We start from the raw sequence: 18207 nt of genomic DNA, 5'->3' as shown, positions 1-18207 counted from the left end.
TATTCATAATTTAAGAGCAGCAAGCTCTGTATAAACGCCTGTCAGTGCCTGATAGGTTTGATCGAAGACCGGCATCAGCCATTTGTATTTCTCTACGTTTTCCGCAATAGGCGTCACTCGCTTTTGGATATGGATAAAGCGGTCGATCACGCTGAAGTCCTTAAATAGGCCGGAGCCAATGCCTGCCAATACAGCAGCACCCATCGAAGTGGCTTCCTCCAGATAATTAGGGATCAGGATTTCTGACTGATAGATATCCGCCATCATCTGCTGCCAGATCGGATTCTTCGCACCACCACCAATCACCGTCATTGTATCGATCGGCACATGGTTACGGAAGATGTTTACGATAAGCCCCAGGTTCATCGTGATGCCTTCCATCACCGCCCGTAACATATCGCCATGGGTATGTCCCAGTGTCAGACCGACAAAAGCACCTTTCGCATCCACATTCCAGCGTGGCGTACGTTCACCTAATAAATAAGGAAGAAATACTAACTTATTAGCACCCAAAGGAGACTTCCGGATTTGCTCGTCGATCACTTCATACACATCCAATCCGATGGTTTTCGCCTGTTGTTGCTCGAAGGCGCAGAGCTGGTTTACCATCCAGTTGTAGGAAGCACCTGCCGTTTGCATCGTACCCGAGGGATGTAACATCCCGGGCACCACATGCGCCCAGTTCATCGTGCGTCGTTGTTCGTCGACAATGGGTTTTTCCACTGTCAATGCCACCCAAGACGAAGAACCCAGGTAATTATAAGAACTACCCGGAGAGACACAACCGACACCCACACCGGCACAACTACCGTCACCTCCTCCACAAATCACAGGCGTACCGACTTTCAACCCGGTCTCTTTAGCCGCCCCGGCTCCTACCTCTCCAATCACGTCGATCGAAGAGCGTACTTCGGGAAATAATGACAGGTCTAAACCCGCCTGTTCGATAATTTCTTCACTCCATTGCCAGCGATTCAGATCGTAGGCATTCGTGCCCGACGCATCCGAAGGATCGGTAGCCATCACACCACACAAACGATAATTGATATAATCCTTGGCGTTGAGCATCTTATAGGTTTTTCGGAAAATATCCGGTTCGTTTTCTTTGATCCACATCAATTTCTCGATCGAATAGGAAGCACTGATTCGGTGTCCGGTAATCTCATAAAAGCGCAACGGATCGATCTTCGCAGCCATCTCCGCTTCCTGCTTTACCGAACGCTGGTCGCAATAGAGCATATGCGGACGAAGAGGATTCCCTTCTTTATCTACACAAAGGCACCCCATCATCTGCCCGCTCAGGGCAATTCCCGCGATATCATTCGGAGAAACAATACGCAAAAGCGACTGGGTGGTCTCCACAATGGCGCGCCACCAATCGTGCGGATCCTGTTCGGCCCGATTGCCCTCCTTATATACCGTATCGTAGGCCGCCACATGCGAACAGACCAACCGGCCTTCTTCATCAAAAAGGGTTGCTTTGTTGCCACTCGTGCCCAGATCGTGAGCAATTATATATTTCATTTTTGGACTATTACTTTATTTCTTACTAAATCCTTTTCAACAAAAGACCAGTGTGTTATTTGCAAAAGACTAATGTTTTTACAAGGCGGCATTCGTATAGCCGGTCAGCCCGACCAATACACCACCGACAATACCTCCGATAACAATCACCACCCAGCGAGGAAATGCCTCTTTCGTCAATGCCCAGCGTGTTCCTTTCGGGGCACACAATAGGTCGGCAAATACAAATCCCGTAGCAATGGCAAATCCCATATCGACCCAAGGTGCGGAGCCACGCGCTCCCTGATGGATCAGGCTGAATTGCATCGGCAGATTCTCGGCATCCAACAGCAATCCTGTTGAGAAACCATATCCCGGCAGTTTATGATTGATCACCCAGAAAGTACCAATAATAAGCGCGGCAGCAATAAAACCACCGATCGGCCCGAAGTCTTTTACTAATTTAGGCCAGCACATCAACACGGTAAACGTCACGGCAAAAGCGCCGAAGATGCTGGTTATAATCCCGGCATTATACATGCCCCATAACTCATTGTATGTTTGTAACCATTCACTCATATTTTACTCTCCTCCTTATCTAAACGGGTTTGACAAGAACGAATAACCCACACGGTAACTCCGGCCAATGCCCCACCGATCATACAGCAGATCAGCGTGGGAGCCGCTAAAAAGAAAGCAGAGATATCCCCCTGAAACCGCACGATGCCCCAGGCAATCCCGGCAGCGCCGATACACCATCCCTGGTCGAGCCAAACTTTCCCTTCCGGGTTTCGGATCGCTCCGTTGTAATGATTCAGATACCACATGATCCCAATGATCAATGTCGCGGCCAACCAACCGCCCATCAAGCCGTAGCTTTTCCATAATTCAGGCCAGATCCCAAAGGCAGCGCCTCCACAGATGGCGGACCCGGCGAATGTCGATAAATACTTTTTCATATAATTGTTAATTGTAAATTATTAATTATAAAACACATAACACGATCGTCTCTGATTACAATTGATAATTTATAATTCTATCTGTGCTATCGTAAAAGGCTTGTCATGTCCCGTATTCGTTTTGTCCGGGCCGGTGACGATATCGAAACAGGTGACAATCAGTTTGCCGTTCCAGACAATCGGTTCACCTGGCTGATCGAGGCCACCGTTACTTCCGTCGCAGTCGGGACTTTGGGCAATCCGTTGGATCTTACCTTGCTTGTCGACTTTGGCAACCGCGTTTTCTGAGAAATCGGCAATCCAGATATTTCCGTCGTCGTCGATACAGATCCCGTCGGTCGTACGCAACTGTGTCGGGTCTTGTGCCCAAACTTCGCTGGAGATCACTTTACCGGAAGCGTCCATCACCATCTTATGCAAAGCACCGTCACCGAAGTTACCGACATATAAATTGCCTTGCGGATCGAAAACAATCCCGTCCAGGCCGTATTGCACATCTTTGTTTTTAGTGATCACCGTAGTCAACAGGTTTTTATCTTCCAACGTATTATTCACTTTGATATTCCGATCGTTCGCATCGAAACAATACACACCGCTCACCAAAAGTCCGGAAGGATCCTTGATCTTCGACAGTGAGCTTTGCGTCACATACAATTTACCCTCACGGATACGAATACCATTGGGATGCTCCATGCCTGAAGCAACCACAATGGTTTCTGTCAACCTGTCATTCTCAAATCTCAGACGTAAAACACGTCCTTTATTCTGTGCTTTCTCCGCGCCGCTCCATCCCTGGTTGTCGCAGATATATAAATCGCCATTTTCATGGAAAGCAATTCCCATCGGGGAAGCCCAACCTGTTTCCGGCAACACAGGCACTTCCGTCCATTTCGTTACTTTTCCTTCTTTATTGATGCGTATCAGACAAGCCGGCTGGGAGATATCGGCAAAGTTCGGACAGGCAACCACCAAATCGCCATTCGGTGCAATCGCCATTCCGTCGGGGGTCGGGCAATAATCGGGCAGTTCCACAAACAACTTGCTCGTCTGTAACGGCTGTTCCACATCTGCCAGACGAGGAGCACTCATCGCTTTCTTCGGCTTCATCTTGTCTTCCAACATCTTCATAAAATATCCACCGACTACGGAACGCGCCCGGAACCCAACCGAATTGCCATTCGTCGTTTCATGCCAGTCGCTCAGCGGCATACGGGTAGTTGTTTCGTTGGCATATTTATAAATGAGTGAAACCAGTTGATCGAACTCCGTCAGATCATCCGTCAGGCAAGCCGACCACATGATCCAATCGGATTTGGTATAAGTCTTCCGGCTATCCAATGGCAGGCCATATTTGTTCTGATGGGTCAGGTAATAAGCCATTTCTTTCTGAGCCACTTCCGGCGGGAAGATGCCCAATCCGAAAAACTTATCCCAGATCAGGTTGTATTTCTGGCTCCAGGTATTCGGCTGATCGAATGTCAGACGGTAATGATCCCACGCATTTGCCATCAATACCCATTTGCGAGCCATCTCTTTGGCCTCATTCATATATTTATTGGCTGTTCCCTGATCGCCCAACATCTCCGCGAGCTTTCCATAACCGGCAATCCCCATGATCGCTTTGATCGACAGGTTGGTGTTATGCGCGAAATGGCCGGCAAAGTCATCCGTACACAACTGATTCTCCGGATCCAATCCTTCTTTCACGAGGTAATTTGCCCAGGTAGTCAATACCTCCCAATGTTTCTTCGCATAATTGGCATTTCCTTCCCGCATCGCCAGGATCGTAGTCAGGATCAACATATTACCTGACTCTTCCACCGGCATATCACCACCGTAGGTCTGCCCGTTCGCCTGGGGATAGGTACCCACATCGTGTGCCGCGAAAGGTTTGTTCCATTTTCCGCTTTCACTGTAATAGAAGATAGGATTCATCATTCCTTTCAGTAATTCGGGATTATAGATCAAGTACAAAGGAGACGAAGGATAGGTAATATCTACCGTTCCGATCGAACCGTTACTGAAATTTTCTTTCGACAGGAACAGAAGATTCCCGTTCTTATCGGTCACCAGTTTATGGGCAGCAACCGACTGGCGATAGGCCAAAGCGCAAAGTTCGGCATATTGTTTATTCCCGGCCTTCTCGGCATCTCGCATCAATTGCGCGTCGAACTTCCGGCAACGCTCCATCACGTTGGCATAGTTCGCATTCGCCTTTTCCAATGCCTGGACCATATCCACCTTGCCGTCCTGCTTCCAATAAGCCATCCGGTCGTCACCGAAATACTGGATCGCATAGAGATCGTCATAACCGATCATCATAAAACCGGCAGCCGAAGAAGATACTTTACCCAGATTTTCACTGAATGCCAACACATTGCCACCCAGGTTTTCTTTCTGAACAGGGACACCGAGCATCGACACTGTTCCGTCTTCCAGGAATTGTTTCTTCTTTCTGAAATAATTCCCGCTACTGACATCTACCTGATTCGTTTTTTCGGCAGCTATATAAAAATACCCCCAATCGATTCGTATATCATCTCCTTTTTTCTTCAATACAGGTTGTTCGACCGTTCCGGTACGGCTGTAAGCGATTTTGCTCGGGCCGCCTCCCAAGTAGCTGGTATCCTCCATTTCCTGATCCGCTGTATGTTGCGCCCATTGCGGCGTGGCATCCATATACATTTGTATGTCATGTGCCTTTCCGTCAGTCATCCGTACTTGGTAAGAGATATAATTGATCGGAGTAGACATCAATTCCAAATCATCCATCAATAAAGGAGAGGTAAATACCAGATCCAGCTCCACCGGTCCACATTCAAAGGTATAATAGGTTTGTGTTGGCATCACCGTGGCCGATTTCTGAACGGCTTTCGTTGTGAACACATCGCCTATATTTTCTTTCTTAAACAAACCAAAATCCACCAAACCGCCACCGGTCCGGTTATGACAATGCGCCGCGATGATATTCTTTCCAGGTTTCAGGGTTGCTTTGGCTTCATCCGAAAGTTCCAATAAGACATTGTCATTCCAGCAGTAATCCGTAGCCACCACCTGCACACCATTGACATAGAGTTCAAAGATATCATCATGTGAATATTCCAGATAGACCTTTTCTTTCGAATAATCTTCCATCAATTCGAAAGTGCGGCGCACCCAGATATCTTTACTCTTCCATATAGTCGACAGGTTTTTCATCTCAGGCGTACCAAATGCCGCCTTTCCCTTTTCCCAGGCTGATTCATTAAAATCAAGACCTATCCAATTGCCGACAGGAGACTTCTCCGTATATGCCGCATCCCATTTCTCGGCAGCAGCCGTAGGCAGGAAGGTCGTCAAAGGAATATCTTCAACGCCCATAAAGCGATACACCTTGCCATCGACTCGCAAAGCACCAACCAGCTGATGAGGTTTACCCGTCCAATGCCGGACCGGATCTTCATTCAATTGATCGGTAAACGACCAGGCACAGGTATAAGGGTCGATAGTAACCAAAGGGTATGCCGGAGCACGTAAGTTATTTTCTGCCGCCGGAGAAAAAAGATCTCCTTTCGGCCCACATCCAGTTAAGATACCCCAAACTGACAAACAAGAGATGATTAGTAAAACATGTGTTTTCATATCCGTAGATTTTTATGTTAACAAAGTAAACACCCTGCGTATAGAGATACATTCAATAATCGTTCAAATACTTTCATGAATCATGCAGACTAAATAGGAGTGCTACTATGTAACCCTCCTATTCACAGAAGTTAGAAGTTGCCATAAACATTTTCTATTTTTTTATCGCATCTATAAGGGTTATTTTATAGTTTTGCTCTTTGTACTTACTTTTACATAGTCATCCATGAAATTTCACACTCTACTTATCTCCCTGTTTTTCCTCTTTCCGGCGAACAGTATAGCCCAAAGTTCAGAAAGTTTCAACTTCAGGCACTATACGAATAAAGACGGATTATCGCACAATACCGTTTATCATTCGATCCAGGATCGGAGAGGATTTATGTGGTTTGCCACCGACGACGGGCTGAACCGCTTCGACGGGCAGGCTTTCACCGTCTACCGGAATAATTCATGGTTGCAGGATAACGACGGTCTGTTGCACGATCATATCCTTTCACTCTTCGAAGATTCAACGGGTCGGATCTGGATCTGTACGGAAGCGGGAACCTGCTATTATGATTATGAAACCAATACATTCTATTCCCTGCGCTTATTAACCGGAGGGTCTTCGGAGGAGTACTTTGACCGGGTCATCGAAGACAATCGAAAAAACCTCTGGTTTTCCAATTATACAAGAGTATTCAGATACAATATAGAAACCCATGAAATGAACAACTACCTGTCGTTCAACCCCATATCAGTAACCATTAGCGAAGATGGTTCTCCGGCTTTTGCCACCGTATACGACATTTATCAATACAATCCGGACGCGGATAACTTCACGGTCATCCCTATCCTCACGGAAGAAGAGAGAGTATCGGATTGCCATATTCAGAAAATTCAGGTGGTCGAACATGGCGGGTACCTGATCGGCACCGACCGTGTCGGATTGAAAATGTATTATCAGCGCAACGGTAAAATAGAAACCATCATTCCCGATGTGCATGTAAGGAACATTATGCAGTACCGGACGAATATTTACTGGATTGCAACCGAGTCGGGTCTTTACATCTATAATATGATTGATAAGACCATTACCAACCTGCGTAAATCGCTTACCAACGAATATACCATTTCCGACAATGCCGTGTATTCGCTGACGCAAGACCGGGAGGGCGGTGTATGGCTGGGTACTTTCTTTGGAGGGATCGACTATCTGCCGAGCAATCAACAAAACTTCAAGCATTATATCGGTGGCCGTACTCATCCCGAAATGTTGGGTAATACCGTCAGGGAAATCCACCGTGATAAATACGGCAACCTGTGGTTAGCGACAGAAGACAATGGCATCAATCGCTTCAATCCTCACACGGGTGAGATGGTCAACTTCTCGGCTAACAACCCTCTGCGGAAACTATCGGCCACCAATATCCACGGTATTTATCCCAAAGGCGACACACTTTGGGTCGGGACATTTAATACCGGGATCGACTTATTACATATTCCCACCGGGAAACTAATCAAACGATACGATCAGACAAGTACCCACGGAGGCATCAATAACTTTATACTCTGCTTTGCCGAGACATCCCGTAATGAGTTTCTGATCGGCACTTCTGTCGGTGTACGGATATACGATCCGAAAAAAGATAATTTTACCAGCTGGCATGATGTGGACGGAATGGTCCGGCAAATATTCGAAGACTCACAGAAACGGGTCTGGGTGGCAACCAATATCGGATTGCGCAAATACGATCCGTCAAAAAAAGATCCTATCACCTATTACGGTGCGACAGAGATCTCCGCCACGAATGGCTTGGGTAGTAACAATACCACTTCTGTATTCGAAGACTCCAAAGGAAGAGTATGGGTAACAACAGCTTATGGGCTTTCTTTATATAACGAACATACCGACTCGTTCAACCGGATCACCACACAAAACGGACTGCCGAGCAACTTTGTCTACCGCATCGTAGAAGATGATCATTCGAACTTCTGGATATCCACGGCGAACGGATTGGTAAAATTCAATCCGGAAACCCACCAAATACGAACCTTCACGCATAAAGACGGGCTGCACGAATCGCAGTTCAACTACAGTTCGTCCTACAAAGCCGAAGACGGTACGATCTATATGGGAACCATCGACGGGATGATATCGTTCAATCCGCGCACATTCAAGGAAGACACCTACTCTCCCCCACTCTATATCACCCGGGTGTATGTGCCCGACAATCCCCAAAAGAATATGCATATCCAGGCTTCCACCACGGATACAACCTATACACTGAAATTACCTTATAATACACCGACCTTCGCCCTTTCTTACATTGCGCCCAGCTTCACCTCCCCGCAATCCATCCGCTACTCGTATATGCTGGAAGGCTTCGATAAAGACTGGGTAGAGATGGGCACTACCAAAGAGGTTACTTTTGCCAATCTGTCGCCCGGCAATTATACCTTCCGGGTACGTTCCACCAACAGCAGCCAGGTATGGCAGGACAATGAACAACGGATGCAGATCATCATCACCCCTCCCTGGTGGCTGACGATCTGGGCTTATCTGTTCTACCTATTGTTATTGATCTCACTCGCTATCGTTTTTTACAAATACAAAAAACGTCAATTGATCAGAAGGCAACAGCACAACCAGCATATCTTTGAAACGGAAAAAGAGAAAGAACTCTACAATGCGAAAATACAGTTCTTTACCTTTATCACCCACGAGATACGCACCCCGCTGACGCTGATCAGCGCTCCTCTGGAACGGATCATCCGTTCGGAAGACGGAACGGAGCAAACCAAAAAGAACCTACAGATCATCCAGAAAAACACGTACCGCCTGCTCGATCTGAGTAATCAGTTACTCGATTTCCGGAAAACAGAAAGCAAAGGCTTCCGGTTAAACTTCGTGCAGACCGATGTGGCCTTGTGGATGGAAACCACCCTGCAACGTTTCGCTCCTGTTTATACCCAGGAAGGCAAAAATGTGAATATCCATATTCCGAACACGCATTTCCTGGCCTATATCGACCGGGAAGCATTCGTCAAGATCCTGAGTAACCTATTGACCAATGCCATGAAATATTCCCATAAGGATATCTCTATCACCCTGAATCCTCCTGTGGATAGTGAAAAACGCTTCTCCGTGGTGATCACCAACGACGGCCCATTGATCCCGGAAGACGAAAAAGACCATATATTCACCCCGTTCTATCGGGCGGGTGAAAACGAAACAAAACCGGGAAGTGGTATCGGGCTCTCTTTATGCCTTTCCCTAACGGAATTCCACAAAGGGACACTGCATTATCAGTATAGTACCGAAGGGCTCAATCAGTTCACACTCGCTTTACCCACCGAACAGGAAGAACATTGTTTCGAAACAGCTACCGAGAGCCTGGAAGATATGGCGATCGAGGTAGTCGCCCCGCCAACGAATAGTGGCAAGCCGGTGGTCTTGATCGTAGAAGATCAGAAAGATATGCGCCAGTTTATCCTGGACGAATTGGTCGACAGATACGACCTATTGGAAGCTGAAAACGGGAAAATAGCACTCGAGATATTGGAAAGTCATACGGTCAACCTGATCATCAGTGACATCGTGATGCCGGTGATGGATGGGTATGAACTCTGCAACGAAGTGAAAAACAACGTCCAGTACTCACATATCCCCCTGATCTTATTGACCGCGCAGCACAACCTGCAATCGCGCTTGAAAGGCCTCAATCAGGGTGCCGACGCCTATATGGAGAAACCTTTCTCCCTCGATCACCTGGCTGCCCAGATAGAAAACCTGTTCAAAAACCGGAAGACTCTCTATAAGTCGTACCTCGAAAAGCCCTATACCCCGCCAACGACATTAGCCATGTCGCCTGTCGATGATCTTTTTCTGCAAAAACTGAACACGTACATCGAAGAGAACCTGACCAACCAGTCGTTGAACGTAGAAATGATCGCCAACGAAGTGGGCATGAGTAACTCCAGCCTCTACCGCAAAGTAAAAGGCCTGTCCGACCTCTCTCCCATCGATTTTATCCGTATCGCCCGCCTGAAAAAAGCCGTGCAGATGATGCAATCCGGTGAAAAACAAGTAAGCGAAATCGCCTACCAGGTAGGATTCTCTTCCCCCGCTTACTTCTCCACCTGTTTCCAGAAACAATACGGTAAATCCCCCTCGGAATTTATCCGGGAGATGAAAGATGGAGGGGCAAGCCACTAATAATCTTCTCGCGAACCCCCAAAATAACCTCCGAACAGTGTTTTTCGTTTTTTTACTTACATCATACAGGATTTTTTCACACCGCTGTATATCAACCAGATAACTATTCCAAGCAGCAAAAAAAGCAGTAAATTTCCTGTAAGTAACCCCCGACACCTATGGGGAGAGCCCCGTCCGTGATCCGTTTAACAGGGTTGCCTGTTCCGGCTGTATGATGGTAGTAAAAAAACGAAAAACACTGTTCGGGATGATAGGTTTACCACCATTGGCAATTTATATTTGTTAACATTATCCATTTGACTACAAAAGCTGCCTCCTCCACTGAAAAGGCCGCCGGAGTTTGCCAAAGGGCCGCCGGAGTTTGCCAAAGGGCTGCCGGAGTTTTGTAAAAGGCCGGCAGGGTTTTTGCATACAGGGATCTCGGCAGATGGTGAGGTGAAAAGGGGGAAGGGGGGATGATCGGGTACAATGACATAAAAAAGAGTGAGCCCTTAGGGAGCCCACTCTTCTTACTTCGTATCGAAATGTATTTATTTCAATTTGACTACCGGTGAATAAATCGCCTGGTCGGCACCTTTGGCATAAACACCTACCCGACCATACAATGCTTTGGCATTGGCCACGTCATTGTTACCACTGATATCGGCTGATAAACTAACCGAACCGGCTGATACGTCCGAGAAATCCTGACGGAAGATGTTATTTACATCATCCGCAAACTGTGTTTTACTCAGAATCAACATCGCTCTGTCAATTCCTGCTGTAGAAACAATCTGATTAACTGTAAACGAAGCGTTCATTGTAGAACCCGACACAGAAATATTTTCTCCGGAAATGAGAAAATAAGGAGTTACATCCAAACTTACTTCCGTTGTTCCTTTCACATTCACGATGGTAGTATCCCGACTGTTAACCCAAGGTCCGTTACCATCACGTGTCACCATTTTGTATTGTCCGTCAAACAATTTAGCGGAAAAAGCGCCGTCTTGCCCGACAAATAGTTCAATAGCATCTCGTTTATCAAACCCGTCTTGGAAAAGCTGAAGGCGTATGGCTTCACCAGTTCCACGCACATTTAGTGGGCTTCCATTATAAGTTACTTTACCTACAAGGGTTGAAGTCGGAGCATCAAAATTATCAAATCCGCAACTGCTCAGAATAGCAAGCAGCATCACTACCGGTATAATTCTTGATATTATTTTCATTTTCTTCATATTTAGAAATTATTGATATGGATTCTTCACCATGTTCGGATTCGCATTTATCCAATCCATATTGAGGAAGTTGTAATAATTCTTCATCTGGAAGTAACGAGCGTTAGGAGACATAAACAAGAAGTCTTCCACAAACACCCATTTCCCATCATTCGGATCACCAGGAGCAACGACGCGGTATGGCCATAGACGGCGATGACGCGCTTGTTCGTCGTTATTATTACCGTTCCATACTTTGTCAGCCAAACGCCAGCGTTTCATATCCCAGAAACGATGATCTTCGAAAGCGAACTCAACACGACATTCATGTACGATATTCTCGAAAGTAACGGTTGCCAGAGGTTTCACACCGGCACGGGCACGTACAGCATTGATAAACTCGGCAGCTCTTCCATTACCCAATTCGAAAGAAGATTCTGCGGCTATCATATAAGCTTCTGAGATACGGAAACGAGGCCACCACATTTCAGAACCACGTCCACGAGTAGATGCCAAGCCGGTTTCATCCATATATTTACGGAAATAGAAACCACTCTTATTGATATACTGTTCATTGGATTCTTTCGGACCATTAAACGAAGTAAGCAGATTACCATTATCATCTTTAGAGTCCAAATCACCCACGACAGTAACCCATTGGCCGTTCTCTTTCACTAACTGACCGGTTTGCAAGACCACTTCTGCACCTTTAAACTCTGCTCCCGGATAAATAACCGAACCCCACAGGCGTGGATCACGTTCTGCAAACGGAGCTGAAGCGGATTCGTAGAATTTGTATGTGCCGTTTTCTTCTGTGACAAATTTTTGTCTTTGCCCCGGAGTAGCGGCATCAATCAATTCAAACTCTTCAACCAGGTTCAAGGTGGGTCCGTAAGCACTGTTGTCAATATCTTCCGCATGTGAACGAGGAATATTAATCTTCGTAAACTCAACGGTCTGACCCGGATATTTATAATCGCGTGCCCAAATGACTTCCGTATTGTTTTCTTTGACAGAAGTTGCTTCGTAGAAATTACGTGCCTTATTGTCCGGTTTAGCATCCTGAAGCGTATAAACACCGCTTCTGATCACTTCTTCTGCCGCTGCTAATGCTTTTGTATAATAACTCTGTGCTTTATCAGCAGAAATACCAACTTCCCCCCCTGCGGTTTTCACCGGGTTAGACATCTTATTGTTGTAATTAGCTAATGAAGCAGCATACAAAGAAGCACGTGCTTCCAACATTTTAGCCGTCCATTTGTTAGCACGAGCACTATTGGTTTGTTTGTCTACCGGAAGTAATTCTGCGATCGCGCTACATTCACTGATAATGTAGTCATACATCTCCGCTTCTGTTGCACGCGGTTTCTGTAACGTGGTGATATCCATACCCGATTCGTATTCGAACACCTCGTCTCCCACAATAGGCATTCCCCCCATAGCGCGACACATATTAAAATAAGCCCAGGCACGCAAGAAACGAGCCTCACCTTCTAAAGGTCTTTTTTCCGCATCCGTAAGCACAGTCGTCGCACGCAAGCCACGAAGGAATTCATTAATATTACGGATATACGTATAATCGTACGTACGGAAACGATCATCTTCAAAAGTAGAACGTTGGTCAGGGCCTCCGTCAAACTTAGCCACATCATCAATAACCGATTGATTGTAGATCTGATCACCATTATTGATATTCATACCCCATTCTTTGCCATCAATACGGCCATAATAGTTTGCCAAAACCGACTTAATCATTACAGCATCAGAAAAAATCTGATCATCCGTCATGATTTTATCCGGATCCTGGTCCAAGAAGCCACTACAGCTTGTAATAGCTGTCAGTAAAAAAGCGGTGAACGCTAAAAATATATAATTCTTTTTCATACTGTTTAAAATTTAAGATTTAAACCGATGTTTATCACACGCATGGTTGGATAAGCCAAACCATTTGATTCTTTTGTCTCCGGGTCGATACCTTTCACATTGGTCAATGTAAACAAGTTTGTACCGGCTACATACAGACGCAGGTCGGAGATCATAGCTTTAGAGGTTATATGCTTTGGCAAGGTGTAACCCAATTCAAAATTGCGTAATTTGGTATACCAAACATTGTGTTTCCAGAATGTACTTGCCCAGTAGTTACTATGGCTGCTATTTCCAATCAGCAAAGTCGGATATTTACCCGGGATCAATTCACTGTTGGCATCCCAGATATCAGCTAAATGCCAGGTATCATCCATATAATATTGTGGATTATTACCTCCGTCATGGAACGGATTACGTTGTTCCCATTCCTGGAACCAGCTTGCCATAGATCCTCCTGTGACATCGAATGCCAAATCAAAGCCTTTCCATCCGAACGAGAAGTTCAAACCGAAGTTCAAAATAGGAGTCAAACCATCCTGATCGTAACCAATTGGACGTTCGTCCATACCATTGATCACACCATCACCATTGATATCTTTGTACTTGATATCACCCGGACGAAGCGTCTTATTACCCTGACGGTCGTTGTCGATAGGCCATGAAGCAATTTCTTCCCAGCTCTTAAACTGTCCGTCGGCTTCCAATCCCCAGTTCACACGTCCGAAACGATGTTCTTTTGAGTTACGATACTCATCCCAGGAGTTGCTATAACGAGGTTTGTACTGATCCCATTCATAATACCGAGAGTAAGTAATATTAGCTCCAATAGAGTAAGACAGTTCATCGATTTTATCTGACCAGCGTACGGCAGCTTCCCAACCCATGTGAACATCTGATTTCAGATTCTCATAGGGAAGGTCAAAACCTGTTTCTTTCGGGATCAACACGTCATAACGACGATCGGGTAAACCTTCGCGTTTACGACGGAAGAAGTCGAACTGACTCGTCAAACGGTTATTCAGGAAGGTTGCGTCGAAACCAACGTCCAAGATAGTCGCTTCAATCCAGGATAATGTTCTTACCGGTAATCCACGGGGTTGAGATCCGATTGTATATTTACCGTCAATAACTGCTCCACCCTTCTTATAGTCGTAACCGGCCATATAGTCGAATGCATTATAATAAGGATTATTATTGTTATTCGGATTTTTCCCTAAGTCGTCATCTCCTAAAAGACCATACGACCCTCTCAGTTTCAAGTCACTGAATATATTAGATAGTTTAGAATTTTGCCAGAATGCTTCTTCCGAGATTCTCCATCCCACAGAGGCAGAAGGGAAGAATCCCCAACGATCTCCCGGAGGAAATTTCCATGATCCGTCGTAACGAGCAGAAGCTTCCAACAGATACTTACTCGCATAGTTGTAGTTAATACGTCCGATCCATCCCATACGTGCTTCCGTACGATTACCGTCATCGTTATACGTATCCATTGTTTCGTAATCGATCAATGACAATGAGTTGGCTGTAGGAATAGAGTGCAACCAAGAAGTTGGTTTATCTAACTTTATAGCCTCAAAACCTGCGATTGCAGAAATAGAATGATCCCCGAAAGTTTTGTCATAAGACAACTGAATATTAGCTGTCATTTCTTCATTATGCCCAACACGGCGTTCACGCCAAGGGTTATTATTTTCAAAGATAACCGGGTAAGTATCCGTTGCTTCATCGTATCCATACAATTTATAGGTATACTCATGATTATTGAGGTTTTGATAAGCCAAATTATATCCGAACAATGCTTTGGCTTTTAATCCTCCCCAAATATCATATTCCACATCGGCATTCAAACGCATCACACGCCATGTTTCCTTATATCTCCCCGACAGTTCATAATTCAACCAGGCAAAGTTTGTTTCTGAACTGGAAGAAGTCATTGTCGGATAATTGGGATTATCATTGGCATAAGGACGTTTAGTAGGCAAGTTTCTGTAAGTACCGAAACGTGGCAACCAATAGTCGTCACCACCCGGCACACCCGGATTCTCACGCTCTTCTATATATCCCTTCATACCGGCGCCAATACGTAAACGATCATTGATTTGAGTGGAGATATTCATCTGTACATTGGTACGAGTGAATCCACCATAATTTACAATCATCGCATCCTGATTCAGGTGCCCCACAGAGAAATAATAATTTGTTTTATCAGATCCTCCGGAAATATTCGCATTCAGATAATATTGAGGAGCCGTTTCAAAGATATAATCATACCAGTCGAATGATTGGTATCCTTTTTCTGTTCCTGCCTGCCATTTAGCCAAATCTTCTTTGGAATAGGTATAAGCAGAGCCGGTTTTACCTTGCAAAGTTTCTGACTGAATATAATTTTTGATATAAGTCAAAGCATCTGCCGGTTCAGGAAAACTGGAAGGACTTTGCCATCCGTAATACGTATTGATTGATACCGTATTCTTCGTATTCAATCGCCCTTTCTTTGTGTTTATAACCACAACCCCATTGGCAGCCCGTACCCCATAGATAGAGGCCGACGCATCTTTCAGGATAGATAAGGATTCAATATCATTGAAGTCCAGGTTATTAAACTGACCTGCATCTGACTGAACCCCATCGATTACATACAAAGGAGAACCCATGTTACGGATTTCCAATGCTGTTGTTGCACCCGGACGTCCATCCACCTGACGGCTATTCAAACCGGCGATCTTACCCACTAACGCCCCCGATGCTGTAGAGGCAGACGAACGACTGATGTCATCATTGCCAATCATTGAGATAGCCCCGGTCAACGTCGCTTTCTTCTGCGACATACCGAAACCGGTTACAACGACTTCGTCCAGCGTTTGGGTATCTTCCACTAAAACCACATTGATCACTTCACCTCTTACCGCTACATTCTGAGTGATGTAACCGATAAAAGAGATTTCCAATGTCGTTCCTGGGGTTACACTTAATGAGAATTCTCCATCAATATTTGTAACGGTACCATTGGTAGTCCCTTTTTCTACCACATTGGCGCCAATAACCGGTTCTTTGTAAGTGTCGATTACTGTACCTTTTATGGTCATTTTTTGTTGCTGGGATATGGGAGTCCCGCTTGCACTTTGTTTGGTCACTGTATTTTCTTCTGCTTTACTTATGCTAAACATCGTAGTAATCAAAAGAAAAGCAACTGCAAATAGTGGGAGTCTTCGTATTTTGCTCCCACTCGAATAATCATACATTTGTTTCTTCATAATCTTTAAGCAAGATTTGTAATTATAAGAATTGTTAATTAAATGATAAATAAATAATTCTGACAGGTTTCTTTTTCAGGTTTACATCATAGGCATATTAGTTTTATTGTTAATAATCTATTTTATTACTCAGTATCGTTTCGCAGGGTAAACCGTACTTTTTCGATCTGCGCCGGATCTTTGGCTTTCTTCATGATCGGGTAGGAACGGTTTTTGATTTTTCCGGTCACAAACTCGGGGATATTGTAAGAAAACAATAACGAAGCATAATAGGAAGTGTCTTTCTGTGGCAAAACGAAAGGTTTACCGGTCTTTCCTTCCGGATCGACGTAGACCAGATGCGGACGGGTGTAAAGTCCATCCAATCGACGGCTGCTGAAAACCACCCAACGACTGTTGGACGACCAGGAATGATAGCTGTCGGCTTCCTGACTGTTGACGTTGGTCAAATCAGATGTTTCGTTTGTCTGCAAATCAATCATAAACAAATCAGCATCCCGATGCCAGATCGGGAAGGTGGCATAGGATGAGAGGGTACACATCAGCCAACGTCCGTCGGGCGAGATGCGCGGAAAAGAAACGCTCCGGTTTTCCTCTATCGCATGGATCAAGGTGTCCACTTTATTTCCGAACGTGCCGTTCTGCGGATCAAAAGAAATGCTGCATAAGTTATATTTCAGGCTATCCACCTCTTCCGGCATCTTACGTGCCACGGCGCTACAGAAATAAAGCGTCTGCCCGTCGGGCGAGAAGGTGGGGAAAGTTTCGAATGCTCCTTTGGAGGCGATCACCGGAGTGGTCAGGATGGTTTTATTCTCCACATCATAGACAGCCACATCCGAAGCGGTATCGAACACCTCCGTGCGTTGCGTGGCATGGAAATCCTGTGTGGTATTATTGATGGAGAATGCCACGTATTTGCCCGAAGGATGCCACGAGGGGTACACCAGGGAACCGATGGTCTGTTCGGTCTTGGTATCCAGAAATACGATCTGGTCACCGTCGATCATCACCGTGCCGGGGAATTTTGCCCGCATGTGGAACAACATCTTATCAGGATCCTGCGCGCAGAATGAATGGCAGTTCACACAATTATATCCGGTCATTTTACTTTCGTAGACCACGCTTTGCCGGTAGCTCGCCAGCTCACGCTGGTAAATTCCCATCTTGTTCCACAAGGCATATCCGGGTTCAATCAGGCGATAGGCGATATAACTGTCTACCGGATCGGTAACGACCGTCATCCGGAAGGGTTCGTAAGCACTCCAGTTGCCATTTTCTTCCACTCCCACGACGATTTCAATATCCTGTCCACCGTTTTCGGCTAACAGCGTCTTCCATTTCTTTTCGGGAATCACAAAATGTCCGTCGGAAGCTGCCACTTCGAAAAGATAGTTTTTCCCTTTAAACAGGGCCACCGCATTCTTTTCGTTTACCAGGGAAAAATTCAACGGCGCTATATTCTGAGGGATCGTCACATTCGCGTAGTCGGGATATATTTCCGGCTGCCCGGACAATGAATCCGAGAAAGTTCTCTCTCCTGTACACGACAGGAAAGAGAACATAAGAAATACATACAAGTAAAGTTTGCTACGCATATAAGTCAC

The 18207-nt window shown here is 45.6% G+C and carries 9 protein-coding genes; 1 reads left to right on the top strand and 8 read right to left on the bottom strand.

Translation table 11 applies throughout. The features are described 5' to 3' along the window. Positions 1 to 3 precede the first annotated feature (3 nt). From xylB to M2133_RS15145, 4 genes are all read right to left on the bottom strand, one after another. Positions 4 to 1524, bottom strand: coding sequence for a xylulokinase (gene xylB / locus M2133_RS15165; RefSeq protein ID WP_277467042.1), 1521 nt, complete (start codon positions 1522 to 1524; stop codon positions 4 to 6). Between the two features lie 78 nt (positions 1525 to 1602). Further along, entirely contained in the window at positions 1603 to 2082 is a 480-nt protein-coding gene (locus M2133_RS15160; RefSeq protein WP_277467041.1) for a hypothetical protein, read from the bottom strand. Further along, positions 2079 to 2462, bottom strand: coding sequence for an electron transporter RnfD (locus M2133_RS15155; RefSeq protein ID WP_277467040.1), 384 nt, complete (start codon positions 2460 to 2462; stop codon positions 2079 to 2081). Before M2133_RS15155 ends, M2133_RS15160 begins: the two co-directional genes overlap by 4 nt. A 69-nt stretch (positions 2463 to 2531) precedes the next feature. Continuing rightward, on the bottom strand, positions 2532 to 6083 hold the full coding sequence (locus M2133_RS15145) for a DUF4965 domain-containing protein (protein WP_346843248.1): 3552 nt from the start codon (positions 6081 to 6083) through the stop codon (positions 2532 to 2534). 226 nt (positions 6084 to 6309) lie between these two features. Between M2133_RS15145 and M2133_RS15140 the strand changes: the two genes are divergently transcribed. Continuing rightward, complete coding sequence (locus tag M2133_RS15140; RefSeq protein ID WP_277467039.1) at positions 6310 to 10284, top strand: hybrid sensor histidine kinase/response regulator transcription factor; 3975 nt, start codon at positions 6310 to 6312, stop codon at positions 10282 to 10284. 530 nt (positions 10285 to 10814) lie between these two features. Here M2133_RS15140 and M2133_RS15135 read toward each other — a convergent pair. From M2133_RS15135 to M2133_RS15120, 4 genes are all read right to left on the bottom strand, one after another. Next, on the bottom strand, positions 10815 to 11498 hold the full coding sequence (locus M2133_RS15135) for a DUF3823 domain-containing protein (RefSeq protein WP_277467038.1): 684 nt from the start codon (positions 11496 to 11498) through the stop codon (positions 10815 to 10817). A 9-nt stretch (positions 11499 to 11507) separates the two neighbouring features. Further along, positions 11508 to 13361, bottom strand: a complete 1854-nt coding sequence (locus tag M2133_RS15130; protein ID WP_277467037.1) for a RagB/SusD family nutrient uptake outer membrane protein — start codon at positions 13359 to 13361, stop codon at positions 11508 to 11510. 5 nt (positions 13362 to 13366) lie between these two features. Further along, positions 13367 to 16600, bottom strand: coding sequence for a TonB-dependent receptor (locus tag M2133_RS15125; protein ID WP_277467036.1), 3234 nt, complete (start codon positions 16598 to 16600; stop codon positions 13367 to 13369). 125 nt (positions 16601 to 16725) lie between these two features. Next, positions 16726 to 18198 carry a hypothetical protein gene (locus M2133_RS15120; RefSeq protein ID WP_277467035.1) on the bottom strand — a complete coding sequence of 491 codons (1473 nt, stop codon included), beginning with the start codon at positions 18196 to 18198 and terminating at the stop codon, positions 16726 to 16728. Positions 18199 to 18207 lie beyond the last annotated feature (9 nt).

Source organism: Parabacteroides sp. PF5-6, assembly GCF_029504695.1.
GTDB lineage: Bacteria > Bacteroidota > Bacteroidia > Bacteroidales > Tannerellaceae > QVMG01.
Note: the sequence above shows the minus strand (reverse complement) of the source record. Positions and strands in the feature narration are given on the sequence as shown.

Bases quoted from the DNA above. Each gene is read 5' to 3' on its own strand.
- xylB (WP_277467042.1), bottom strand. From the start codon at position 1,524: ATGAAATATATAATTGCTCACGATCTGGGCACGAGTGGCAACAAAGCA.
- M2133_RS15160 (WP_277467041.1), bottom strand. From the start codon at position 2,082: ATGAGTGAATGGTTACAAACATACAATGAGTTATGGGGCATGTATAAT.
- M2133_RS15155 (WP_277467040.1), bottom strand. From the start codon at position 2,462: ATGAAAAAGTATTTATCGACATTCGCCGGGTCCGCCATCTGTGGAGGC.
- M2133_RS15145 (WP_346843248.1), bottom strand. From the start codon at position 6,083: ATGAAAACACATGTTTTACTAATCATCTCTTGTTTGTCAGTTTGGGGT.
- M2133_RS15140 (WP_277467039.1), top strand. From the start codon at position 6,310: ATGAAATTTCACACTCTACTTATCTCCCTGTTTTTCCTCTTTCCGGCG.
- M2133_RS15135 (WP_277467038.1), bottom strand. From the start codon at position 11,498: ATGAAGAAAATGAAAATAATATCAAGAATTATACCGGTAGTGATGCTG.
- M2133_RS15130 (WP_277467037.1), bottom strand. From the start codon at position 13,361: ATGAAAAAGAATTATATATTTTTAGCGTTCACCGCTTTTTTACTGACA.
- M2133_RS15125 (WP_277467036.1), bottom strand. From the start codon at position 16,600: ATGAAGAAACAAATGTATGATTATTCGAGTGGGAGCAAAATACGAAGA.
- M2133_RS15120 (WP_277467035.1), bottom strand. From the start codon at position 18,198: ATGCGTAGCAAACTTTACTTGTATGTATTTCTTATGTTCTCTTTCCTG.